This is a genomic window from Herbiconiux flava (assembly GCF_013409865.1).
In the GTDB taxonomy this organism is placed as follows: domain Bacteria; phylum Actinomycetota; class Actinomycetes; order Actinomycetales; family Microbacteriaceae; genus Herbiconiux; species Herbiconiux flava.
The window spans coordinates 1,911,882-1,935,189 of record NZ_JACCBM010000001.1; the positions used below are offsets into that span (position 1 = coordinate 1,911,882).

Sequence of the window (23,308 nt, forward strand, 5' to 3'; positions counted from 1 at the left end):
AAACTAGCCGCACGATGGCTACTTTTGGAAATCTCTCGGACAGGCTCGCCGAAACCTTCAAGAACCTCCGCACGAAGGGCAAGCTGAGCCCGGCCGACGTCGACAGCACGGTGCGCGAGATCCGCCGCGCCCTGCTCGACGCCGACGTCGCGCTCGAGGTCGTCAAGGAGTTCACCGGCAAGGTGCGCGAGCGCGCCCTCGGCGACGAGGTCAACCGCGCCCTGAACCCGGCCCAGCAGGTCGTGCAGATCGTCAACGAGGAGCTCGTGCAGATCCTCGGCGGCCAGCAGCGCCGACTCGAGTTCGCGAAGAAGCCGCCGACCGTGATCATGCTCGCCGGCCTCCAGGGTGCCGGTAAGACGACCCTCGCGGGCAAGCTGGCCCGCTGGCTCGCCAAAGAGAACCACACCCCGATCCTCGTCGCGGCCGACCTCCAGCGCCCCAACGCGGTGAACCAGCTGCAGATCGTCGGCGGCCAGGCCGGCGTGCCGGTCTATGCCCCCGAGCCCGGCAACGGGGTCGGCAACCCGGTGCGCGTGGCGAAGGACTCGATCAAGTACGCGATCGACAAGCAGTACGACACGGTCATCATCGACACGGCCGGCCGCCTCGGCGTCGACGCCGAGATGATGAAGCAGGCGGCCGACATCCGCAAGGCCGTCGACCCCGACGAGGTGCTGTTCGTCATCGACGCGATGATCGGCCAGGATGCGGTGGCCACCGCCCGCGCCTTCCAGGAGGGCGTCGACTTCACCGGCGTCGTGCTGACCAAGCTCGACGGCGACGCCCGAGGCGGTGCCGCGCTGTCCGTGGCGTCGGTCACGGGCCGCCCCATCATCTTCGCCTCGACCGGCGAGACGCTCGACGCCTTCGAGCCCTTCTACCCCGACCGGATGGCCTCGCGCATCCTGGATCTCGGTGACATCCTCTCGCTCATCGAGCAGGCGCAGGGCGCCTTCGACGAGGAGGAGGCCCGCAAGGTCGCCGAGAAGTTCGCGACCGACAGCTTCACGCTCGACGACTTCCTGAAGCAGATGCAGCAGCTGCGCAACGTCGGCTCGATCAAGAAGATGATGAGCATGCTGCCCGGCGCCGGCGGCCTGAAGGAGCAGCTCGACAACTTCGACGAGAAGGAGATCGTGCGCACCGAGGCGATCATCCAGTCGATGACGAAGGCCGAGCGCACCAACCCGAAGCTCCTGAACGGCTCGCGGCGCCTGCGCATCGCGCGCGGTTCCGGCATGACCGTCACCGACGTGAACCAGCTCGTGCAGCGCTTCGAGCAGGCCTCGAAGATGATGAAGACGGTCGCGAAGGGCGGCGTGCCGAACGTGCCCGGCATGGGCCCGGTCCCCGGTGCCGGCTTCGGCGGCGGGCGCGGCAAGCCGCAGGCCAAGAAGAAGAGCGGATCACGCTCGGGCAACCCCGCGAAGCGGGCGGCCGAGAACGCGGCGCGCGCCTCGGGTGAGAAGCCGGCGATCGCGGCGGGCTCGGGCGGCGGTGCCGGTTTCGGCCTCGGCGCCAAGGCCCCGGCGGGCGGTCAGAACCCGAGCCCCGAGGAGCTCGAGGCCCTGCAGCGCTTCCTGCGCTAGGCGGAGCCTCGCGGTCGGTGAGCGGCTAGGCGCCAGGCGGCCTCAGCGTGCCTAAGCTGGCACCATGACGACCACCTCCCGCCCTGTGCGCGTCGGCGTGCAGATCGCTCCCCAGCACGCCTCCTACGCGACCATCCGCGACACCCTCGCCGAGCTCGAAGACCTCGGTGTGGACATCGCCTTCAACTGGGACCACTTCTACCCGCTCTCCGGCGAGCCCGACGGCCTGCACTTCGAGGGCTGGACCATGCTCGCCGCCTGGGCCGAGCAGACCTCCCGCATCGAGTTCGGCCCGCTGGTCACCTGCAACAGCTACCGCAACCCCGACCTGCTGGCCGACATGGCCCGCACGGTCGACCACATCAGCGCCCATGACGGCGACACGGGCCGGCTGATCTTCGGCATCGGCTCGGGCTGGTTCGAGCGTGACTACGACGAGTACGGCTACGAGTTCGGCACGGCCGGTCAGCGACTGGATGCCCTCGCCGAAGCCCTGCCCCGCATCGAGTCGCGCTGGGCGAAGCTCAACCCGGCGCCCACCCGCGACATCCCGGTGCTGATCGGCGGCGGCGGAGAGAAGAAGACCCTCCGCATCGTCGCCCAGCACGCCGACATCTGGCACTCCTTCGCCGACACCGAGACGCTGGAGCGCAAGCTCGGCATCCTCGGCGAGTGGTGCGAGAAGGTCGACCGCCCGATGTCCGAGATCGAGATCTCGGTCGGCACCCGCGGCGCCCGCGGCGACGGCCTGCCCGACATGGACCGGCAGCTCGAGCTCGGCGTCACGCTGTTCACCCTCGGCATCACCGCGCCTGAGCTCGACATGCAGGGCGTGCGCGATCTCGTGGCGTGGCGCGACTCGGTCACGAGCTAGGTCCGGTCGGCCGGCTGGCCGGCGCGAGGGCGGGCGAGTGGGCCGGCCAGGGGCGGGCGGGCCGGCCGGGGCCCGACGCCCTGCAGAGCGGATGCTCAGGCGAGCCCGTGCCGCAGCTCCCGCGTGAGCGACGCCACGACCGCCTTGAGGCTCCCCCCGTTCGCCTCGGCGACCCGCAGCTGCCGCTGGTAGCTCGCGCCGTGCTCGAGGATCAGGTTCACCTGGTCGAGCTCGGCCGCGCAGCCCAGCCGCTCGGCGACCGGGGCGAGCCGCACGAGTTCGCCGGCCACCGCATCCGTCACCAGCTGCTCGTCGCCCGCCGAGTTCAGGATGATCTCGGCGTCCATGCCGTAGCGGGCCGCCCGCCACTTGTTCTCGCGCACGTACCAGGGCTGCATGGTCGGCAGCTCCTCGCCGGCGTCGAGGCGGGCAGACATGTCGTCGACGAGGCACTGGATGAGCGCCGCCACCGCCCCGATCTCCTCGGGGCTCGACAGCCCGTCGCAGGCGCGCATCTCGACCGTGCCCCACTGCGGGCTCGGCCGGATGTCCCAGCGCACCTCCGTGTGGTCGCTGATCACACCGGTGCGCAGCAGGTCGTCGACGTACTCCTCGTAGTTCGCCCAGGCGCCGAACTGGTAGGGCAGCCCGGCGGTCGGCAGCTGCTGGAACATCAGCGCCCGGTTCGAGGCGTACCCCGTGTTCACGCCGCCCCAGAACGGGCTCGAGGCGCTCAGGGCCTGCAGATGGGGGTAGTAGTTCAGCAGCGAGTTGACGATGGGCAGCGCCTTCTCGCGGTCGTCGATGCCGACGTGCACGTGGATGCCCCAGATCATCATGTTGCGCCCCCACCACTGGGTGCGGTCGATGAGCTTGTGGTAGCGCTCCTTGTCGGTGACGGTCTGGTCGAACCACTGCCCGAAGGGGTGCGAGCCGGCGCACATGACCTCGACGTCGAGGGGGTCGGTGATGGCGCGCACCTCGGCGAGCTGGCCCTGCAGGTCGTCCACCGCATCCGCCACCCGGTGGTGCACCCCGCTGACGAGCTCGACCGTGTTGAGCAGCAGTTCGCCGGTGATCCGCGGATGCTCGGAGCCGTCGTCCTGGCGGAGCGCGTCGAGCACATCGGCCGCCACGGAGACCAGATCCCCCGAGCTCTGCTCGACCAGCGCGACCTCCCATTCGATGCCGAGGGTCGAGCGCTCCGAGGGGGCGAAGGAGATCTCCATGCAGGGGCCTTTCCAGAATTACCGCTTTGGGAGCAATCTCTGTCAGAATAGCCAGTCGAGTCTGCCCCCGCCCGACCCTCTAATCAGGCGGAGTGGATTCCCTCAGAGCTTGTGCCGAGTGTGCCCCCACGCTCACGGCCCCCAGTTCGCCCACCTCATAGATCACACAGGAGAATTGTGGCTGTCAAAATCCGTCTGAAGCGTCTCGGCAAGATCCGTGCGCCGTACTACCGCATCGTCGTCGCCGACTCGCGCACCAAGCGCGACGGTCGCGTCATCGAGGAGATCGGTCTGTACCACCCGACCGAGGAGCCCTCGGTCATCAAGGTCGACTCCGAGCGTGCCCAGTACTGGCTCGGCGTCGGCGCCCAGCCGACCGAGCAGGTCGCCGCGCTGCTGAAGCTCACCGGCGACTGGGGCAAGTTCAAGGGCGACAAGGACGCGGTCTCGACCGTGCGCGTCAAGGGCGAGAAGGAGGCCTTCGTCGTCGACGAGAAGAAGAAGCCCGTCCTGAAGCCCAAGGCCGCCGAGCCCAAGGCCGTCGAAGCCGAGGCCGCTGCTGACGCCGAGGCCGCTGCCGCGACCGACGCCGAGGCCAACGAGGTCGCCGTCGAGGCCGCCGAAGACGCTGCGGACAAGGCCTGACCTTGCTCGCTCCCGCTCTCGAGCACCTCGTCAAGGGGATCGTCGACAACCCGGGCGACGTCCGGGTCATCACGAAGAGCTCACCGCGCGGCGAGGTCCTCGAGGTTCGTGTGAACCCCGATGACCTCGGCCGCGTGATCGGTCGTTCCGGTCGCACCGCCAAGGCGCTGCGCACCCTCGTCACCGCTCTGGCCGACGGCCGGCGCGTTCGTGTGGACGTGGTGGACACCGATTACTGAGAACAACAAGACCCAACTGCGAGTCGGTCGTCTCACCAAGGCCCACGGGCTGAAGGGTGCGATCAAGCTGGAGCTGTTCACCGACGACCCGGAACGACGCTTCGTTCCGGGCGCGGTGTTCACCCTCCAGGTGCCCACCTCCTCGCCCTGGCACGGCAAGACCCTCGAGCTCACCGAGCTGCGCATGTACAACGGGCATCCGGTGGGCTTCTTCAAGGGCGTCTCCGACCGCACGGCGGCCGAGGGTCTCGTCAAGGCCATCCTCTGGATCGACCTCGACGAGGCCGACGCGGTCTCCACCGAGCCCGACGCCTGGTACGACCACCAGCTGGTGGGCCTCCGCGTCGAGCGCGACGGTGAGCAGGTCGGTACGGTCAAGCTCGTCGAGCACATGCCGGCCCAAGACCTGCTGATTGTCAAGACGAACGACGGCGCCGAGGTCATGGTGCCGTTCGTCAAGGCGATCGTGCCGTCGGTCGACCTCGCCGCGGGCGTGGTCACGGTCACGCCGCCGACGGGGCTCTTCGAGGAGCTGCCCGACGACGACGACGAGCCGTCGGCGCCCGAGGCCGACGCGGAGTAACGCAAGCCCGACGAGGACCGACCCGCATGCGGTGTCGGTCCTCGTCGTTCGTGGCGATGTCCGCGCGCCTAGGCTTAGGGGATGCGCATCGACGTCGTCACGATCTTCCCCGAGTTCTTCGACGTGCTCGACATCTCGCTGCTCGGCAAGGCCCGCCGCACGGGCATCCTCGAGGTCGTGCCGCACAACCTGCGCGACTTCACCCACGACCGTCACCGCACGGTCGACGACACGCCCTACGGCGGCGGCGCGGGCATGGTCATGAAGCCGGAGCCCTGGGGTGAGGCCCTCGACGAGGTGCTGCCCGAGCATCCGGATGCCCGGCCCGTCGTCATCTTCCCCTCGCCGGCCGGCACCGTGTTCACGCAGGCCATGGCCCGTGAGCTCGCCGGCCGCGACCACCTCGTGTTCGGCTGCGGCCGCTACGAGGGCATCGATCAGCGCGTGTTCGACCACGCGGCGACCCGTGCCGAGGTTCGCCTCGTGTCGATCGGCGACTACGTGCTGAACGGGGGAGAGGTCGCCGTGATGGCGATGATCGAGGCCATCGGCCGGCTCATCCCCGGAGTCGTCGGCAACCCCGAGAGCCTCGTCGAGGAGTCGCACGAGGACGGCCTGCTCGAGTACCCGAGCTACACCAAGCCGGCGTCGTGGCGCGGACTCGACGTGCCGCCCGTGCTGATGAGCGGCAACCACAAGGCCGTCGACGCGTGGCGGCGCGAGCAGCAGCTCGAGCGCACGCGGCGGGTGCGGCCCGACCTGCTGCCGCCCGAATAGCCGCCTGTCGGGCGTTCGCGAGCCGGCGACGGATGCGCGCCGGCGCTAGCTGCGCGCGGTGAGCACGAGCGGCCCGTCCTCCGTGATCGCCACCGTGTGCTCCATGTGGGCGCCGTTCGAGCCGTCGGCGGAGCGGAGGGTCCAGCCGTCCTTGTCGGTGTAGATCTTGTCGGTCGTCTCGAGGAACCAGGGCTCGATCGCGATCACGAGGCCCGCACGCAGGGGAAGCCCGCGGCCGGCGCGGCCCTGGTTCGGCACGTGCGGGTCGCCGTGCATGGTGCGGCCGACGCCGTGCCCGCCGAAGTCGGTGTTCACGCCGTAGCCGGCCGCCGTGGCGACCGCGCCGATCGCCGCCGAGATGTCGCCGAGCCGGTTGCCGGGCTTCGCCTCGGCGATGCCGGCGGCGAGGGCGGCGGTCGTGACCTCGATCAGCGTGGTGTCGGCCGCCGACTTCGGCGTGCCCACCACCACCGAGAGAGCCGAGTCGGAGACCCAGCCGTTCACCGAGGCGGCGAAGTCGAGGCTCAGCAGGTCGCCGCCCTGCAGCGCGTAGTCGTGGGGGAGCCCGTGCAGCACCGCGTCGTTGACGCTCGTGCAGAGCACCTTGCCGAACGGCGAGGCGCCGAACGAGGGGTGATAGTCGATGTAGCAGCTCTCGGCGCCCCGCGCCCGGATCATCTCGTGCGCGATCTGATCGAGCTTCAGCAGGTTGGTGCCGACGGTGGCCCGCTTGGCCAGTTCGGTCAGCACCTCGGCGACGAACGCGCCCGCGGGCCGCATCTGCTCGATCTCGGCGGGGGTCTTGAGCTCGATCATGCGGGTCCTTCCGGGCGGGGCGGTCATCGTTCTGCACCGCGTGGCAGTGCGAAAGCGTTCATGAAGACCCTACCCACCGGGATCACAGCGAACATCCGGAGAGCCTGCATACTCTGGAGTCGTGTTCATCCGACGGGCCTTCTTCTACTGGCAGTTCCCCGCTGCGGTGATCCTCCCCGCGTGGATCCTGGTCGGCTGGGGCGTCTTCGCCGCCACCGGCTGGCAGATCCTCGGGCTGATCGTGGGCGTGATGATGCTCACCGTCGGCATGCTCGCGGTCGCGGGCATCACCTCGGCGCGAAAAGAGGTGCGGGCGCAGAAGGCGGTCTCGTGGCTCGACGTGCTGCTGCTCACGGTGGTGCACGCCCTCGTCATCGCGGTGGGCTTCTTCACCGAGTTCACCGCCCTCCTCGGAACCCTCGCCGTGGTGGCGCTGATCGCCCTGTTCTGGGTGGGCATCGTCGAGCTCGTGGTCGAGACCCGGAAGCGCGTGCGGGCAACGCTCGCCGGCTTCGAGGCGCAGGCCGCGCGGGCGCAGATGCCGCGCACCCCGTCCGCTCCGGGTGCCGTGCGAGCACCCCGCGTCGACGGCGAGTACATCGTGATCGAGACGTCCGACCGAGGGTCGTCACCCCGCGCCTGACCACGGGCTTTGCGCGCATCCGCTCGTCTGTGGCACAATGGACGCTTGTGCCGCGGCCAGGCTCTGCCACAGGGGAGCCACCATCTTTCGGGCACACCATCTACTGACACCGAAGCCGTAGTCGACCTGTGGCGGGTACAGATTGCGAACACACCATGCACATCCTCGATTCTGTCGATGCAGCGTCGCTCAAGAGCGACATCCCCGACTTCCGCGCCGGTGACACCGTCAAGGTGCACGTGAACATCGTCGAAGGTACGCGCTCGCGTATCCAGGTCTTCCAGGGCGTCGTCATCGCCCGCAAGAACGAGGGCGTCCGCGAGACCTTCACGGTCCGCAAGGTCAGCTTCCAGGTGGGCGTCGAGCGCACCTTCCCCGTGCACTCCCCGGTGATCGACCACATCGAGATCGTCACCCGCGGTGACGTGCGCCGCGCGAAGCTGTACTACCTGCGCAACCTCCGTGGCAAGAAGGCCAAGATCAAGGAGAAGCGCTTCGCGTAAGCTGCGCATTCTCTGCGTGCCCGGCACGCGCTGAGAGCTATCCTGAGCTCCCGACCACTACAGTGGTTCGGGAGCTCAGGCGGTTAAATGACAGACACATCAGTGCCCTCGCACGAACGACGCGAAGACACCGCCGGGGGGCGGTCAGCCGGGTCGCAGTCGCGGCGCTCGCGTAGCGCGTGGCTCTTCGCCCGCGACCTCGTGATCATCTTCGTCATCGCGCTGCTGGCGTCGGTGCTGATCAAGACGTTCCTCGTGCGCTCGTTCTACATCCCCTCGGGGTCGATGGAGAACACGCTGCAGGTCGACGACCGCATCCTCGTGAACCAGCTCGAACCGAACCTCATCCCCATCACGCGCGGCGACGTCGTGGTCTTCAAAGACCCGGGTGGCTGGCTGATGCCCACCGTCGAGCAGCCGAAGAATCCGCTCGCCGCGGCGGTCGACTGGGTGCTCGAGGGCGTGGGCCTCGCCGCCGACGACGCCAACGACCACCTGATCAAGCGCGTCATCGGGCTGCCGGGCGACCACGTCGTCTGCTGCAACGCGCTCGGGCAGATGGAGGTCAACGACATCCCGCTCGACGAGAACTCCTACCTCAAGCTGCCCGACGGCGTCTCCGCCGTCTCGCAGGAGCCGTTCGACATCACGGTGCCCGCCGACTCCCTCTGGGTGATGGGCGACAACCGCTACAACTCGGCCGACTCGCGCTTCAACCAGGACAAGCCGGGCAAGGGGTTCGTGCCCGAGGCCAACGTGGTGGGGCGGGCGGTACTGGTGACGTGGCCGATCGACCACTGGGGGTGGCTCGACAACCACGGGAGCGTGTTCAACGGGATCCCGTCGCGCGAGGAGACGGCGGAGCCGCTTTCTGCGCCTTCGTCGCCGGCCTCCTCGTCGTCGTCTGCGGGTGTGGTCGCTGCTCCTGCTCTGCCGGGGGCCGGTCGGTGAGTCCGGTCGCCGATCCGACACTGCGGTTCGAGCGCGAGATCGCGGGGTTGATCAAGCCGCGGCGGCGGGCTGCTGGGTCGCCTTCGTCGTCGTCGTCGTCGTCGGTTCAGGATGCTCCTGCCGACGCCGCTCCCCACAGCGGTCTGATCATCGGCTGCGACGAGGTCGGGCGCGGTGCGCTCGCGGGGCCGGTCGGTGTCGGCGTCAGCGTCATCGACATCCGTTCCACGAAGTCGGTGCCCAAGGGGCTGCGCGACTCGAAGATGCTGTCGGAGCCGCGGCGGGAGGAGCTCGCCCCCATCGCCCGGGCCTGGAGCCTCGCGCACGCCGTCGGGTACGCCTCGGCCTCGGAGATCGACTCGCTCGGGATCAGCGCCTGCCTCGGGCTGGCGGGGAGCCGCGCCCTGGCGTCGCTCATCGCCGACGGCGTCGACGTCTCGGCGGCCACGATCATCCTGGACGGGCAGTGGGACTGGCTGAGTGCCGCCGCTCCGGTGCCGGTCACGGTGCGCACGCGGATCAAGGCCGACCGCGACTGCGCCTCGGTCGCCGCGGCCTCGGTGATCTCGAAGGTCGCGCGGGACCGGATGATGATCGAGCACGCGGCCGAGCATCCGGCATACGGCTGGGAGCGGAACAAGGGCTACGCCAGCGAGGAGCACCGCGACGCGATCGTCTCGCTCGGGGCCTCGCCGCTGCACCGGCACACCTGGCTGTCGCGGATCGTGGGGTCGACCGAGCTGTTCGACCTCGCGGCGCTGTCGGCGCTGGAGGCCGCGCCGATGGCGTCGGTCTCGCCAGCGGGTGCGGGCGGGCATCCGGAACCCGGCGTCGAGTCGGTCGCGTAGCCGCCTAGACTGGAGCCACGATGGACGAAGACGAATTCGAGGACTACGACCGTGAGGTCGAGCTCGCCCTCTACCGCGAGTACCGGGACGTTGTCTCGCAGTTCAAGTACGTGATCGAGACCGAGCGCCGCTTCTACCTCGCCAACGAGGTCGAGCTCGCCCGTCGCGACACGGAGCACGATTTCTACTTCGAGCTGACGATGAACGACGTGTGGGTGTGGGACGTGTACCGCTCCGACCGCTTCGTGAAATCGGTGCGCGTGCTGACCTTCAAAGACGTGAACGTCGAGGAGCTCTCGAGCAAGGACTTCGAGCTGCCCAAGGAGCTGGCGCTCGACGAGTAGGGCTTGTGCTCCTGCACTTGTTCGTTTCTCTCGTGATCCGTCCACAGATTCTCGTGTGACGCGTCTCGCTTCTGCGTTCTTCCGCACCCTTGGTCGCGGAGGTACACATGAAGGCGAAAGACGAACTGGGCCACCGCGGTGAGGGCATCGCGGCCGAGCACCTGACCGGCATCGGCATGCAGGTGGTGCAGCGCAACTGGCGCTGTGCGACCGGTGAGATCGACATCGTGGCGAGCGACGGGCCCACGCTCGTCATCGTCGAGGTGAAGACACGCACCTCGGAGGCCTACGGGCATCCGTTCGAGGCGGTCACGCCCGCGAAGCTCCGACGCCTGCATCTGCTGGCCGCGGCGTACATCGCGGCCGTTCACCCGGGGCGTCGGATGCCGTTCCGCATCGACGTGGTCGGCGTCATCTGGCCGACGCACGGCGAACCGAGCGTGCAGCACCTCCGGGAGGTGCACTGATGGTGGCGCGCACGCTGTCGGTGGCGCTGCTCGGCATGAGCGGGGCCGTCGTCGAGGTCGAGGCGCACATCGCCGACGCGATCCCGGGGTTCCAGCTGATCGGGCTGCCCGACGCAGCGCTGTCGGATGCGAAAGACCGGGTGCGCGCGGCCGCCGCCAACGACGGCTGCGCGCTCCCGGCGAAGAAGATCGTCGTGAACCTCTCGCCGGCGTCGCTGCCGAAGCAGGGGTCGACCTACGACCTCGCCATCGCGGTGGCGGTTCTCGCCGCAGAAGGGGTCATCGCGGCGTCGGCGATCGGCTCGGTGGTGCACCTCGGCGAGCTGAGCCTGGACGGCCGCGTGCGGCCGATGCAGGGCGCGCTGCCCGCGATCGTCGCGGCTCGGGCGGCCGGGTACCGGTGCTTCGTCGTGCCGGCCGGCAACGCCGCCGAGGCGCTGCTCGTGCCCGATGTCGAGATCGTCACGGTCGCCTCCCTGCGGGAGGCCCTCATCCACCACGGTGCCGTGCTCGTGCCGACCTCTGTCGACCCGCTGATGCTCCCCGCGGCTTCCGTGCCGCCGCCGCCCGACGGCGACCTGGCCGACGTGGTGGGCAACGCCGACGCCGTCGAGGCGCTCGTGGTGGCGGCGGCCGGCGGGCACCATCTGCTCATGCTCGGCCCGCCCGGGGCGGGCAAGACGATGCTCGCGCAGCGGTTGCCGGCGCTCCTGCCCGACCTCGACGCGGAGCAGTCGCTCGTCGTCACCTCGGTGTCGTCGCTCGCCGGCCGGCCCTTGAACGGCCTGATCACGCGCCCGCCGCTGGAGAGCCCGCACCACACCTCGTCGGCCGCGGCCCTCGTGGGCGGGGGCTCGAAGGTCATCCGTCCGGGTGCCGCCGCGCGCGCGGCCCACGGCATCCTGTTCCTCGACGAGGCGCCCGAGTTCCCGTCGTCGGTGCTGGATGCGCTGCGGCAGCCGCTCGAGTCGGGCACGATCGTCATCCACCGGGCCAGCACGACGGCGCACTTCCCGGGCCGCTTCCAGCTCGTGCTGGCCGCGAACCCGTGCCCCTGCGGCCAGTACGGTGCGGGTGACGTGCCCTGCACCTGCTCGCCGCTGTCGCGCAGGCGCTACCTCGGCCGCCTCTCGGGCCCGCTGCTCGACCGCGTCGACCTGCAGCTGCGGGTCAACCGCGTCACCACCTCGGCGGTGCGGATGACCGATGACGACCTCCCGCGCACCACCACCGCCTCGGCCCGGGCCCGCGTCGAGAACGCGCGCGCCGTGGCCCGCGCCCGCCTCTCGGGCACGCCGTGGAAGACGAACGCCGAGGTGCCGGGCGCCTGGCTCCGTTCCCGCCCCCGCCGCCTCCCACCCGCCACCTCGGGGCCCATCGACCGCGCCCTCGAACGCGGCACCCTCACGATGCGCGGCTACGACCGCGTGCTCCGTGTCGCCTGGACCCTCGCCGACCTCGACGCCGTGCCGACCCCGACGCCCGACCACGTCGGCTGGGCGCTCTTCCTGCGGAAGTCGGTCTCGGCATGATGCTCTTCGGCCTCGACCGCTCCCTCGTCCTCGCGCTGGCGCGCGCCGTCATGGTGCCGCCGTCCGGCCCCGGCACCCCGCGGCCGTCCGGCCTCGCCACTCAGCGGCCGTCCGGCCCCGCCACCCAGCGGCCGCACGGCCCCGGCACACTGCCGACTGCCGTGCCCGCTGCTCCACTGACCGGTGACGAATGGTCATCGACTCCACCGTCTCCGTCGTCTCCGTCGGATACGTCGGACGACTTCAGCTCGGAGGAGGCCTCTGCCGCACACGTGTTCGCATCGGCTGCCTGGTCGGGCATCGCTGAACCGGGCGACTCGGTCGCCGGCCTCGTCGTGGCGGCGCTCGGGGCCGACCGCGCCCTCACGATGCTCATCGACCGCTCCGAGCCCGCGCAGTGGCTTGCGGCGCTAGGCGCGGAGGGCTCCGATTCCGATCAGGCGGGTGGCGACGTCGGACAGGTGGGCGTGACGGTCGAGGTGATCGCGGCAGCACTCGAGCGGTGGCGACCGAGGGTGGTGTCGCGGGTCGTGGTGGGGTCACTGCGGTCGGCAGCACGGTTCGAGGCGCGGCTGCTCACCCCCGTGCATCCGCTCTGGCCGGAGGGCTGCCGCGACCTCGATCTCCACGCGCCGCACGCGCTCTGGGTGCGGGGGAACGTCCGGGCCGTCGATCATCCGGGCGGTGGCATCGCCATCGTCGGGTCCCGCGACGCCACGAACTACGGCGAGCACGTCGCGATGGAGCTGTCGGCGGGCGTGAGCGACCGCGGCTTCTCGGTCGTCTCCGGCGGCGCCTACGGCATCGACGGCATGGCCCATCGGGCGGCGCTCGTCAGCGGCGGCACCACGGTGGCGCTCCTGGCCGGCGGTGTCGATCGCCTGTACCCGGCGGCCCACCACGACCTGCTGCTCCGCATCGCCGCCCGCGGCGCCCTCGTCTCCGAGCTCCCCTGCGGAGCCTCGCCCACCAAGTGGCGCTTCCTGCAGCGCAACCGCCTCATCGCTGCCATCACCCGCGCGACGGTGGTCGTCGAGGCGGGCCACCGCTCCGGATCCCTCAACACCGCCGGTCACGCTGCAGCCCTCGGCCGGCCCCTCGGGGCCGTCCCCGGCCCGGTCACGAGCGTCACCTCGGCGGGCTGCCACCGCCTCCTCCGCGAGTACGACGCGACCTGCGTCACGACCCCGGCCGACGTCGTCGAACTCGTCCTCGGCCCCACCACCGACCGCCCGTCCCTGCTCGACCCGCCCCCGCCCCGGTCGTCAGGATCGGTGGTGCCCAGCTCGCCCGAGTCAGTGCTGCCCGGGTCGGCTGGTTCACCCATGCGAGCGGGCGCGGTCTCCGATGACGTGAGCCCGGAGGCGCCCGGCGTCACGGATCCGTCGACCACGAGCGGGGACGCGGACACGCCGGCGGCGGAGGCCGCGTCGAGCGGGGCCGGCACATCGGCGGCCGACGACGGTGCCGAGATACGGGTGCTCGACGCGCTCACCCGGAGGTCACGCCGCACGCCGAGTGACGTCGCCGTGCGTGCCGGACTGTCGGTGCGGGCGGTGGAGGCGGCGCTCGGCATCCTGCTGCTCGAGGGCCGCGTCGAGGAGACCGAGACCGGCTGGCGCCGCAGCCGCACCTGACCTTCCCAGCGTCTGAGCCTTGCCGAATGAATGATCTCGCAGCCGGCCCGGTCGCATAGGCGCAGGTGCACCGCGAAAGAAGATTCGGCGGTGGCGCGCCCATAGTGGCCTCGCTACCCACGTGCGGGCGGCGGTGAGGCCGGGGGAGGCGCAGGTGAGGCCGGGGGAGGCGCGGGCGTGGTGGGGGAGGCGGGGGACCGGTGGGGCTGGGAGGATGGGGGCATGGGTCAGTACGGGGTGCCGGAGCACACGATCGTTCATATCAGCGACACGCATTTCCTGGCGGGGGAGCGGGCGCTCTACGGCGCCGTCGACACCGACGCCGGGCTGACGCAGGCACTGCGGCAGTTGGAGGGGTCGGGGATGCAGCCCGAGCTGCTGGTGTTCACGGGGGACATCGCCGACCTGGGGGAGGAGGACGCGTATCGGCGGATCCGGGGGATCGTCGAGCCGGCCGCCGAACGGATGGGCGCGAAGGTTCTGTGGGTGATGGGCAACCACGACGACCGGGCGCGGCTGCGGGTCGAGCTGCTCGATGAGGTGGCCGCGACGGAGCCGGTTGTCGCGAGCATCCGCCTGGGTGGACTGCGGGTCATCGCGCTCGACACGAGCGTGCCCGGGTATCACCACGGGGAGCTGTCGGCCGAGCAGCTGGAGTGGCTGCGGGCCGAGCTGGCCGAGCCGGCTCCCGAGGGGACGGTGCTGGCGCTGCATCATCCGCCGATCCCGACGACGATCCCGCTGATGCCGATCCTCGAGCTGCAGCGGCAGGACGAGCTCGCCGCGGTGATCCGGGGGAGCGACGTGCGAGCGGTGCTCGGCGGGCACCTGCACTACTCGACGCACAGCACGTTCGCGGGGGTGCCGGTGTCGGTGGCCGCGGCCACCTGCTACACGATGGACATGGTGGCGCCGCGGGGACGCCTGGTCGGGCTCGGGGGCGGGCAGTCGTTCTCGATCGTGCAGGTCTACGACGACCGGATCGTGCACTCGATGGTTCCGGTCGGGGAGTTCCCGGTGGTGTCCGGGTTCGACAACGCCTTCGTCGACCGGCTGGCCGAGCTGCCAGCCGACGAGCAGCTCGAGGCCTTCTCGAAGCACGTCGCGCCGCCGGCCTGACGAACCCGGTCGGCCCCGACAGGCGCGGCCGCGGCGGGCGGCGTGGGGAGGGCTGGCGCTGCATGAGGCGGTGCATGCTGGGGGGATGGTCGGGATCGGCGAGGCGCGGGAGGGGTATGCGCGCTACCTGCGGCTCGAGCGGGGGTACTCCGAGCACACCGTCCGCGCCTACGGGGCCGACCTGGGCGATCTGGAGCGGTTCGCCGGAGCGCGCGGAGTGCAGGACGTCGGGCAGCTCGACCTCGAGGTGTACCGCGACTGGCTGTGGGAGGCGTCGCAGCGGGAGCTCGCCAAGGCGACGCTCGCGCGGCGGGCCGCGACCGCCAAGACGTTCTCGGCGTGGCTGCGACAGACCGGGCTGACGGAGGTCGACGCGGCGGTGCGGCTGCGGGCGCCGAAGCCCGACCGGTCGCTGCCCCGGGTGCTGAGCGACGACTCGATGGGCGCGGTGCTGCAGACCCTGCAGGAGCGCGCCGCCGAGGGTGATCCCGGCGCGCTGAGAGACGTCGCCGTCGTCGAGCTGCTGTACGCGTCGGCGCTCCGCGTCTCCGAGCTCGTGGGCATCGACGTCGACGACCTCGACCTCGACCGGCGCACCGTGCGCGTGGTGGGCAAGGGCTCGAAGGAGCGGATCGTGCCCTTCGGCAGACCCGCCCAGCTCGCGCTGAGCGACTACCTCGCGCGGGCGCGCCGGCCGTTGCTGGAGAGAAGTCAGAAGACGCAGAAGGGAGCCCTGTTCCTCGGCTCCCGCGGCGGCCGGCTCGGCACGCGCGCCGTCTACCAGCTCGTGGCCGCGCTGCTCGAGTCGGTGCCGGGGAGCGGGCCCGCGGGCCCGCACGCCCTGCGGCACACGGCGGCGACGCACCTGCTCGACGGGGGTGCCGATCTGAGGGCGGTGCAGGAGATGCTCGGCCACGCGAGCCTCGGCACGACCCAGATCTACACGCACGTGAGCGTGGAGCGGCTGCGGTCGTCGTACAAGGCGGCCCACCCCAGGGCCTGAAGTCGACTGAAGGCAGCAGCACCGCCCGCGGGATGCCGCCGAGCAGCAGTCGCGGGTTGACGTACTCGCCCGCGATCCGCACGCCGAGGTGCAGGCAGTGCGATCCGCAGTGCCCGCCCGATGAGGCCGTGCCGAGAGGCCGGCCGCGGGCGACGGGGGAGCCGACGGTGAGTCCCGGGGCCGCGACGACGGGTTCGAGCGAGGAGCGCACTCCGTCGCCGTGGTCGAGGGCGACGAGCATCCGGTCGCCCACCGTGCCCGCGAAGGCCACGACCCCGTCAGCCGGTGCCAGGACCGTGAGCCCTGGGGAGGCGACCAGGTCGATGCCCCGGTGGCCCGCCCCGTACCGGTGCGGCGGCGCCACGAACTCGCTCGCCACGACGTGCGCGACGAGCGGCCACGACCACCGCGCACCGGGTGACGACGGTGCGAGGGGGAGCGCGAGGAAGCCGAGGACGAGGACCAGCAGCACAGGCATGCCGAGCATCCTGTCGACCGCACGCGGCGGCCACGTGCCCACGACGGTTTCTGCGAACAGAGGAAGCTGCTCCGACAGCTGTGCAGGACGAGACGCCAAGACGCCTGAACCGTGCCAGGATCGGAGGGCGGGTCATGCCGGCCGACGATGTCCGGCACCCGGTACGTGCGAGGGAGTGTGTGTGATGACGAATCAGAGTGCGGGCAGCGGAACCGACCACGCGACCGAGAGGAAGCTCCGTCGCAAGGTGATCGCCCTGTCGATCGCAGCGGCCCTCGGCGGCTTCCTGTTCGGCTTCGACTCCTCCGTGATCAACGGAGCGGTGAAGGCGATCGAGGAGGACTTCGACCTCGGCAGCCTGCCGCTGCTCAGCGGCTTCACGGTGGCGAGCGCGCTGCTCGGCTGCGCGATCGGCGCCTACTTCGCCGGCCGCCTCGCCGACCGCATCGGGCGCATCCCGGTGATGCTCATCGGCGCCGGCCTCTTCCTCGTCTCCTCGATCGGCTCGGGCTTCGCCTTCGCGGTCTGGGACCTCATCGCCTGGCGCGTGATCGGCGGCCTCGGCATCGGCATCGCCAGCGTGATCGCCCCGGCGTACATCGCCGAGATCGCGCCGAAGGCCGTACGCGGCGCCTTGGGCAGCCTGCAGCAGCTCGCCATCACGCTCGGCATCTTCGCGGCGCTGCTCTCCGACACCCTGCTGCAGGGCGCGGCCGGCGGCCCGAACGAGCCGCTCTGGTTCGACCAGGACGCCTGGCGCTGGATGTTCATCGTCTGCGCCATCCCCGCCATCGTCTACGGCGTGCTCGCCTGGCGCCTGCCCGAGTCACCGCGCTACCTCGCCGGCAAGGGCCGCAAGGAGGACGCGCGCAAGGTGCTCGCGAGCGTGGTCCCGGCCAACGAGGTCGACGGCGCGCTCGAGGAGATCGAGACGTCGCTCCGCGAGGACAAGGAGAACGCCCGCACCGCGAGCCTCCGCGGCAAGATGTTCGGTCTGCTGCCCGTGGTCTGGGTGGGCATCCTGCTGTCGATGTTCCAGCAGCTGGTCGGCATCAACGTCATCTTCTACTACAGCACCAGCCTGTGGAGCTCGGTCGGCTTCGACACCTCGAACTCCGGCACCAGCTTCACCATCTCGGTCGTGACGAGCATCATCAACGTGCTGGTGACCTTCGTGGCCATCTTCTTCGTCGACAAGGTGGGCCGCCGCCCGCTGCTGCTCACCGGTTCGGCCGGCATGGTGGTCTCGCTCGGCGTGATGGCCCTGGCGTTCTCGCAGGCCGTCGTCACCGACGGTGCCCCGCAGCTGCCCGGCGCCTGGGGCCCGATCGCGCTGGTCGGCGCGAACCTGTTCGTCATCTTCTTCGGTGCGACGTGGGGCCCGATCGTGTGGGTGCTGCTCGGCGAGATCTTCCCGAACCGCATCCGTGGCCGCGCGCTCGGCATCGCCGCCGCCGCCCAGTGGCTGACGAACTTCGCCATCACCGAGACCTTCCCGGCGCTGTCGAGCTTCTCGCTCGCCTTCACCTACGGGCTCTACACGTTCTTCGCGCTGGTGAGCTTCTTCTTCGTCTTCTTCGCCGTTCCCGAGACGAAGGGCCGCTCGCTCGAGAGCATGGACAGCCTGAAGGTCGTGCGGAAGAACAGCAAGGAAGCGGTCGACGCCCGGAAGGCCTAGCCGCCCGGAACGCACAGCCGGCACGGTGGTATAGTTCTCGGAGCACCCCGCTCGTCGGGGTGACTTCGCGTGCCCTCGAGGCAGCAGCATCCGATCGGTCCCACCGTGAACACGGGCGGGCCGGATGCGCGCCGGGCACCAGGATCCACGGCCATCGTCGTGGAGCAAACCGAGAACAGAAGGAGTACGGCACATGGCCGTCGTCACCATCCGCCAGCTGCTCGACAGCGGCGTGCACTTCGGGCACCAGACCCGCCGCTGGAACCCGAAGATGAAGCGATTCATCTTCACCGAGCGCTCCGGCATCTACATCATCGACCTGCAGCAGTCGCTGGGCTACATCGACAAGGCCTACGACTTCGTCAAGGAGACGGTCGCCCACGGCGGCACCGTGCTCTTCGTCGGCACCAAGAAGCAGGCCCAGGAGTCCATCGCGGAGCAGGCGACCCGCGTCGGCCAGCCCTACGTCAACCAGCGCTGGCTCGGTGGCCTCCTCACCAACTTCCAGACGGTCTCCAAGCGCCTCGCGCGCATGAAGGAGCTGGAAGAGCTCGACTTCGAGGACACCGCGAAGAGCGGCTTCACGAAGAAGGAGCTCCTCATCAAGAAGCGCGAGCTCGACAAGCTGCACAAGTCGCTCGGCGGCATCCGCAACCTGACGAAGACCCCGAGCGCGCTCTGGGTCGTCGACACCAAGAAGGAGCACCTCGCGATCGACGAGGCCAAGAAGCTGGGCATCCCGGTCATCGGCATCCTCGACACGAACTGCGACCCCGACGAGGTGCAGTACCCGATCCCGGGCAACGACGACGCCATCCGCTCCGTCGCGCTGCTGACCCGCATCGTGGCCGACGCCGCGGCCGAGGGCCTCATCCAGCGTCACCAGAAGCCGGAAGAGGGCGACGCCCCCGCCGAGCCGCTGGCCGAGTGGGAGCGCGAGCTGCTCCAGGCCTCCGAGAACCCCCAGGCCGAGGACGAGAAGATCGAGGCCGCCGACGGCGAGATCTCCGGCGAGGTCGACACCGAGGCCGTGGCCGAGGTCATCGCCGCCGAGGTCCCCGTCGAGGAGAACGACGCCGACGCCCAGGCCGAGGCCGACCTCGCCGCGATCACCGACGAGTCGCTCGTGGTCGAGCACCACGTCGAGTCCGACGCCGAGACCGAGGCGAAGATCGAGGCCGAGGCCACCGACGCCGAGAAGCGCCCCGCCGCCGAGTAAGGCCCCTGCCGCCGCGAGCGGCCGGTCGCCGCGAGGCAGCCGGCCGCCCGACGGCGGCCACCGACGACACGTCGAACCACTCATGAACGGCGGGCCGGCCACGAACCGGCCCGCCACATCTCTCAAGGAGTCAGAAACACATGGCAACAATCAGCCTGGCTGATGTCAAGGCGCTGCGCGAGCAGCTCGGCACCGGCATGGTCGACACCAAGAACGCCCTGGTCGAGGCCGACGGCGACATGGAGAAGGCCGTTGAGATCCTCCGCCTCAAGGGTGCGAAGGGCAACGCGAAGCGTGCCGACCGCTCCACCAGCGAGGGCCTCGTGGCCGCTTCGCAGGGCGACGGCGCCGCGACGATGATCGAGCTCGCCTGCGAGACCGACTTCGTGGCGAAGGGCGAGAAGTTCATCGCCCTGGCCGACAAGGTGCTCGCCGCCGCTGCGGCCGCCGGTGCGTCGACCGTCGAGGAGGCCCTCGCGGCCCCCGCCGACGGCAAGACGGTCGCCGACGTCATCAACGACGAGGCCGCCATCCTGGGCGAGAAGATCGAGCTCCGCCGCATCTCGCGGCTCGAGGGCGAGAACTTCGAGATCTACCTGCACAAGACCTCGAAGGACCTGCCCCCGCAGGTCGGCGTGGTCGTGGCGTACACGGGTTCCGACGCCGAGACCGCTCGCTCCATCGCGCAGCACATCTCGTTCGCCGACCCGCAGTACCTCTCCCGTGACGACGTCCCCGCCGACGCCGTCGAGAAGGAGCGAGCGATCGTGACCGAGATCTCGAAGAACGAGGGCAAGCCCGAGGCGGCTCTGCCCAAGATCGTCGAGGGTCGCGTCACCGCGTTCTTCAAGCAGGTCGCCCTGCTCGAGCAGGACTACGCGAAGGACAACAAGCTGTCGGTCTCGAAGGTGCTCGCCGAGGCGGGCATCCAGGTGACCGGTTTCGCCCGATTCAAGGTCGGCGCGTAACACACCACGAGAAGGGCTCGGACCGATCGGTCCGGGCCCTTTTCCACGCCCGCGCGCATTCGGGACCGGGCGGGAGACGATAGCCTGAACACGGGCATGACGAGAGGATGCATGACGGATGAGCGAGCCGGATTCGAAGCGCAGGGTACTACTGAAACTCTCCGGTGAAGCGTTCGGCGGTGGCTCCCTCGGGGTCAACCCCGACGTCGTGTCCGGACTGGCCAGGGAGATCGCGGAGGCGGCCCAGGAGGTCGAGATCGCGATCGTCGTCGGCGGTGGCAACTTCTTCCGAGGCGCCGAGCTGTCGACCCGCGGCATGGACCGCGGGCGCGCCGACTACATGGGCATGCTCGGCACGGTGATGAACGCCCTCGCCCTGCAGGACTTCCTCGAGCAGGCCGGCGCCGAGACACGCGTGCAGTCCGCCATCTCGATGACCCAGGTCGCCGAGCCGTACATCCCGCGTCGCGCCATCCGGCACCTCGAGAAGGGCCGCGTCGTCATCTTCGGCGCCGGCGCCGGGTTGCCGTACTTCTCCACCGACACGGTCTCGGCGCAGCGCGCGCTCGAGATCCACGCCGACGAGGTGCTGGTCGCCAAGAACGGCGTCGACGGCGTCTACTCCGCCGACCCGCGCATCGATCCGGATGCGGTGAAGCTCGAGTTCCTCACGTACAACGAGGCACTCGTGCAGGGTCTCAAGGTCGTCGACTCGACCGCGTTCAGCCTCTGCATGGACAACGGCATGCCGATGCACGTGTTCGGCATGGAGCCCGCGGGCAACGTCGCGAAGGCCATCCGGGGCGAGCGCATCGGCACTCTGGTCGCGACCTCGCACTGAGGCGTCCCACTACACTTGACAGCACAGATCCACTGAAGGAGTTGCCCGTGATCACGGATGTACTGGCAGATGCCACCGAGCGAATGACCAAGGCCGTCGAGGTCACGAAGGACGACTTCTCCAGCGTGCGCACCGGCCGGGCGAACCCCGCGCTGTTCCAGAAGATCCTCGTGTCGTACTACGGAACGCCGACGCCGCTCGAGCAGCTGGCGTCGCTGCAGAACCAAGAGGCGCGCACCCTCCTGGTCACCCCCTACGACAAGAGCGCCCTGCGCGACATCGAGCAGGCCATCCGCGACGTGCCGAACCTCGGCGCACAGCCCAACAACGACGGCACGGTCATCCGGGTCACCCTGCCCGACCTCACCGAGGAGCGCCGCAAGGAGTACGTGAAGATCGTCCGCACCAAGGCCGAGGACGGCAAGGTCTCGATCCGCAACATCCGTCGCAAGGCGAAGGACGACCTCGACGCCCTGAAGAGCGAGGTCGGCGACGACGAGGTGACGCGCGGCGAGAAGGAGCTCGAGCAGGTCACGAAGCGCTACGTAGACGCGATCGACGACGCCCTGAAGCGCAAGGAAGCCGAGCTCCTCGAGGTCTGACCTCGACAGGTCAGACACCGACGGCCTCCGATGAGCCACGAACCCGGCCGGCACCAGCCCGGTCGCCACGAGCCCCGCCCGAGCCGCACGCCGCCCGTGCGCCGCACGCGCACGCTCACGCGCGCCGAGATCCAGGCGCAGGTGCGGGCCCGCAAGGAGCAGTTCGACGAGGCCAACGAGAAGATCACCGCGCGCTCGGGCCGCAACCTCGTCTCGGCCATCCTGATCGGTGTCGTGCTCGCGGGCGTGATGGTCGTCAGCCTCGTGGTCATCAAGGAGCTCTACCTGGTGCTGGCCGTGGTGCTGGTCACCTTCGGCACGCTCGAGCTCGCCACTGCGCTGCGGGCGGCGAAGCTGCACGTCGCGCGCATCCCGACGGTCTTCGCGGGGGTCGCCGTGGTGCCCGCCGCCTACTACTGGGGCGCCACCGGGCAGTGGCTGGTCGCCCTCGCGGGCATGCTCGTGGTCACCCTCTGGCGGCTCGTCGAGGTCGCCGTGCGTCAGCCGCGCAGCCAGGGGCCGCGACCGGATGCACGGGCCCTCCTCAAAGACCTGGGCGCCGGCATCTTCGTGCAGGTCTACGTCTCGTTCCTCGCGAGCATCTCCGTGCTCCTGCTGGCCCAGGAGGGCGGGCAGTGGTGGGTGCTGTCGTTCATCATCGTGGTGGTGCTCGTCGACGTGGGGGCCTACGCCAGCGGTCTGAACTTCGGCAAGCACCCGATGGCCCCGACGATCAGCCCGAAGAAGACCTGGGAGGGTCTCGCGGGTGCCCTGCTGGCGGCCCTCATCGGTGGCGTGCTGCTGTCGATCCTGCTGCTCGGCCAGCCCTGGTGGTTCGGTCTGCTCTTCGGAGCGGTGATCACGTTCACCGCGACCGTGGGCGACCTGTCGGAGTCGCTGCTGAAGCGCGACATCGGCATCAAGGACATGAGCTCCTGGCTGCCCGGGCACGGCGGATTCCTGGATCGGCTCGACTCGATCCTGCCCTCCGCGGCGGCCGCGTACCTGCTCTGGGTGGTCTTCGGATCGTGATCACGACGAAGTTCGGCACAATAGAGCCGTGAGCGCACCGTTTCCCCGCACCCGCAGTTCGAGCCTCGGCTACGACATCGACGAGGTCGACGACTTCTTGGCCAGAGCGCGCGTCGCCTACGACGAGCGCGACCAGGCCGGCGAGTTCACGCTGACCGCCGCGATGGTGCGGCAGACCGCGTTCAGCATGGAGAAGGGCGGCTACGACGCCCGCGCTGTCGACGCCGCGCTCGAGCGGCTCGAGGACGCCTTCGCCCTGCGGGAGCGTGACCAGGCCTACCGGCAGCAGGGCGACGAGGCCTGGTTCGCCGAGGCCCGCGGCCGTGCGGCCGAGATCCTCGCCCGGCTCGAGCGGCCCGACGGCGAGAAGTTCGACCGCGCCGGGTTCCTGCGCCAGGGCTACAACCGACGCGACGTCGACGCCTTCGCCGCCCAGCTCGTGGAGTACTTCCGCTCCGGGGCCGACGTCACGGTCTCCGACGTGCGCACCGCCGTCTTCCGGCCGGGGCGCGGCGGCTACAGCGAGCCGCAGGTCGACGCCGTGCTCGACGCGGTGGTCGACGTCATGCTCGCGGTGCGCTGAGCGCACGAATCTTCAGAATGCGCGCAGAATTCGCGCATCCGGTGGAAGAAATCGCCGCAGATATTTCGATCACGTAAAGAAACCCGTTCAGCCCTGGCCCCCGCT

Annotated in this window: 25 protein-coding genes and 1 pseudogene; 23 read left to right on the forward strand and 3 right to left on the reverse strand. The window is 70.1% G+C overall.

The window, feature by feature from the left end:
• Positions 1 to 14: 14 nt before the first annotated feature.
• A complete protein-coding gene (ffh, locus tag BJ984_RS09295; protein ID WP_179547779.1) occupies positions 15 to 1,592 on the forward strand; it encodes a signal recognition particle protein in 1,578 nt (525 codons plus the stop codon).
• A 64-nt stretch (positions 1,593 to 1,656) separates the two neighbouring features.
• Entirely contained in the window at positions 1,657 to 2,466 is an 810-nt protein-coding gene (locus BJ984_RS09300) for an LLM class F420-dependent oxidoreductase (protein WP_179547780.1), read from the forward strand.
• A gap of 95 nt (positions 2,467 to 2,561) precedes the next feature.
• Here the strand turns inward: BJ984_RS09300 and BJ984_RS09305 are convergent, their stop codons facing one another.
• The gene (locus BJ984_RS09305; protein ID WP_179547781.1) at positions 2,562 to 3,695 is read right to left on the reverse strand and encodes a glutamate--cysteine ligase; all 1,134 of its coding nucleotides are present in this window, start codon (positions 3,693 to 3,695) and stop codon (positions 2,562 to 2,564) included.
• A gap of 177 nt (positions 3,696 to 3,872) precedes the next feature.
• Between BJ984_RS09305 and rpsP the strand changes: the two genes are divergently transcribed.
• The 4 genes from rpsP to trmD all read left to right on the forward strand — a co-directional run bounded on the left by rpsP (position 3,873) and on the right by trmD (position 5,939).
• Positions 3,873 to 4,340, forward strand: a complete 468-nt coding sequence (gene rpsP, locus BJ984_RS09310) for a 30S ribosomal protein S16 (protein ID WP_179547782.1) — start codon at positions 3,873 to 3,875, stop codon at positions 4,338 to 4,340.
• A gap of 2 nt (positions 4,341 to 4,342) precedes the next feature.
• Positions 4,343 to 4,579 (forward strand): RNA-binding protein, encoded by a 237-nt coding sequence (locus BJ984_RS09315; protein WP_173183736.1) that lies wholly within the window; start codon positions 4,343 to 4,345, stop codon positions 4,577 to 4,579.
• Entirely contained in the window at positions 4,551 to 5,162 is a 612-nt protein-coding gene (rimM, locus tag BJ984_RS09320; protein WP_179547783.1) for a ribosome maturation factor RimM, read from the forward strand. Before BJ984_RS09315 ends, rimM begins: the two co-directional genes overlap by 29 nt.
• An 81-nt stretch (positions 5,163 to 5,243) precedes the next feature.
• Entirely contained in the window at positions 5,244 to 5,939 is a 696-nt protein-coding gene (gene trmD / locus BJ984_RS09325) for a tRNA (guanosine(37)-N1)-methyltransferase TrmD (RefSeq protein WP_179547784.1), read from the forward strand.
• A 45-nt stretch (positions 5,940 to 5,984) separates the two neighbouring features.
• On the opposite strand, the gene map is transcribed toward trmD, so the two are convergent.
• Entirely contained in the window at positions 5,985 to 6,755 is a 771-nt protein-coding gene (gene map / locus BJ984_RS09330; RefSeq protein WP_179547785.1) for a type I methionyl aminopeptidase, read from the reverse strand.
• Between the two features lie 121 nt (positions 6,756 to 6,876).
• On the opposite strand from map, the gene BJ984_RS09335 reads away from it, so the two are divergent.
• The 10 genes from BJ984_RS09335 (at position 6,877) to BJ984_RS09380 (ending at position 15,802) form a co-directional block, all read left to right on the forward strand.
• Positions 6,877 to 7,398 carry a hypothetical protein gene (locus BJ984_RS09335; RefSeq protein ID WP_173183739.1) on the forward strand — a complete coding sequence of 174 codons (522 nt, stop codon included), beginning with the start codon at positions 6,877 to 6,879 and terminating at the stop codon, positions 7,396 to 7,398.
• A 155-nt stretch (positions 7,399 to 7,553) separates the two neighbouring features.
• Positions 7,554 to 7,901, forward strand: a complete 348-nt coding sequence (gene rplS / locus BJ984_RS09340; RefSeq protein ID WP_173183740.1) for a 50S ribosomal protein L19 — start codon at positions 7,554 to 7,556, stop codon at positions 7,899 to 7,901.
• A gap of 87 nt (positions 7,902 to 7,988) precedes the next feature.
• Entirely contained in the window at positions 7,989 to 8,852 is an 864-nt protein-coding gene (gene lepB, locus BJ984_RS09345) for a signal peptidase I (protein ID WP_179547786.1), read from the forward strand.
• Positions 8,849 to 9,700 carry a ribonuclease HII gene (locus BJ984_RS09350; protein ID WP_309298945.1) on the forward strand — a complete coding sequence of 284 codons (852 nt, stop codon included), beginning with the start codon at positions 8,849 to 8,851 and terminating at the stop codon, positions 9,698 to 9,700. Before lepB ends, BJ984_RS09350 begins: the two co-directional genes overlap by 4 nt.
• A gap of 20 nt (positions 9,701 to 9,720) precedes the next feature.
• Positions 9,721 to 10,044, forward strand: coding sequence for a DUF2469 domain-containing protein (locus BJ984_RS09355; RefSeq protein ID WP_022898285.1), 324 nt, complete (start codon positions 9,721 to 9,723; stop codon positions 10,042 to 10,044).
• A 107-nt stretch (positions 10,045 to 10,151) separates the two neighbouring features.
• A complete protein-coding gene (locus tag BJ984_RS09360; RefSeq protein ID WP_179547787.1) occupies positions 10,152 to 10,511 on the forward strand; it encodes a YraN family protein in 360 nt (119 codons plus the stop codon).
• The gene (locus tag BJ984_RS09365; protein WP_179549403.1) at positions 10,508 to 12,043 is read left to right on the forward strand and encodes a YifB family Mg chelatase-like AAA ATPase; all 1,536 of its coding nucleotides are present in this window, start codon (positions 10,508 to 10,510) and stop codon (positions 12,041 to 12,043) included. Before BJ984_RS09360 ends, BJ984_RS09365 begins: the two co-directional genes overlap by 4 nt.
• Positions 12,044 to 12,093: 50 nt before the next feature.
• A complete protein-coding gene (gene dprA / locus BJ984_RS09370) occupies positions 12,094 to 13,680 on the forward strand; it encodes a DNA-processing protein DprA (RefSeq protein WP_179549404.1) in 1,587 nt (528 codons plus the stop codon).
• A 222-nt stretch (positions 13,681 to 13,902) separates the two neighbouring features.
• Positions 13,903 to 14,799 carry a phosphodiesterase gene (locus BJ984_RS09375; RefSeq protein WP_179547788.1) on the forward strand — a complete coding sequence of 299 codons (897 nt, stop codon included), beginning with the start codon at positions 13,903 to 13,905 and terminating at the stop codon, positions 14,797 to 14,799.
• Between the two features lie 85 nt (positions 14,800 to 14,884).
• Positions 14,885 to 15,802: a tyrosine recombinase XerC gene (locus BJ984_RS09380; protein WP_179547789.1), complete on the forward strand. Its 918-nt coding sequence runs from the start codon at positions 14,885 to 14,887 to the stop codon at positions 15,800 to 15,802.
• 64 nt (positions 15,803 to 15,866) lie between these two features.
• Here BJ984_RS09380 and BJ984_RS19215 read toward each other — a convergent pair.
• Positions 15,867 to 16,289, reverse strand: a pseudogene (locus tag BJ984_RS19215) (peptidoglycan DD-metalloendopeptidase family protein); the annotation flags it as partial.
• Between the two features lie 175 nt (positions 16,290 to 16,464).
• Between BJ984_RS19215 and BJ984_RS09390 the strand changes: the two are divergent.
• From BJ984_RS09390 to BJ984_RS09420, 7 genes are all read left to right on the forward strand, one after another.
• Positions 16,465 to 17,958 carry a sugar porter family MFS transporter gene (locus tag BJ984_RS09390; protein ID WP_179547790.1) on the forward strand — a complete coding sequence of 498 codons (1,494 nt, stop codon included), beginning with the start codon at positions 16,465 to 16,467 and terminating at the stop codon, positions 17,956 to 17,958.
• 193 nt (positions 17,959 to 18,151) lie between these two features.
• Complete coding sequence (gene rpsB, locus BJ984_RS09395) at positions 18,152 to 19,177, forward strand: 30S ribosomal protein S2 (protein WP_179547791.1); 1,026 nt, start codon at positions 18,152 to 18,154, stop codon at positions 19,175 to 19,177.
• A gap of 140 nt (positions 19,178 to 19,317) precedes the next feature.
• Positions 19,318 to 20,145, forward strand: coding sequence for a translation elongation factor Ts (tsf, locus tag BJ984_RS09400; RefSeq protein ID WP_173183747.1), 828 nt, complete (start codon positions 19,318 to 19,320; stop codon positions 20,143 to 20,145).
• A 118-nt stretch (positions 20,146 to 20,263) separates the two neighbouring features.
• On the forward strand, positions 20,264 to 20,986 hold the full coding sequence (gene pyrH, locus BJ984_RS09405) for a UMP kinase (RefSeq protein WP_179547792.1): 723 nt from the start codon (positions 20,264 to 20,266) through the stop codon (positions 20,984 to 20,986).
• Positions 20,987 to 21,033: 47 nt separating this feature from the next.
• Positions 21,034 to 21,588, forward strand: coding sequence for a ribosome recycling factor (gene frr, locus BJ984_RS09410; RefSeq protein ID WP_173183749.1), 555 nt, complete (start codon positions 21,034 to 21,036; stop codon positions 21,586 to 21,588).
• Between the two features lie 30 nt (positions 21,589 to 21,618).
• Positions 21,619 to 22,620, forward strand: a complete 1,002-nt coding sequence (locus BJ984_RS09415) for a phosphatidate cytidylyltransferase (protein ID WP_179547793.1) — start codon at positions 21,619 to 21,621, stop codon at positions 22,618 to 22,620.
• Between the two features lie 28 nt (positions 22,621 to 22,648).
• On the forward strand, positions 22,649 to 23,203 hold the full coding sequence (locus BJ984_RS09420; RefSeq protein WP_179547794.1) for a DivIVA domain-containing protein: 555 nt from the start codon (positions 22,649 to 22,651) through the stop codon (positions 23,201 to 23,203).
• Positions 23,204 to 23,308 lie beyond the last annotated feature (105 nt).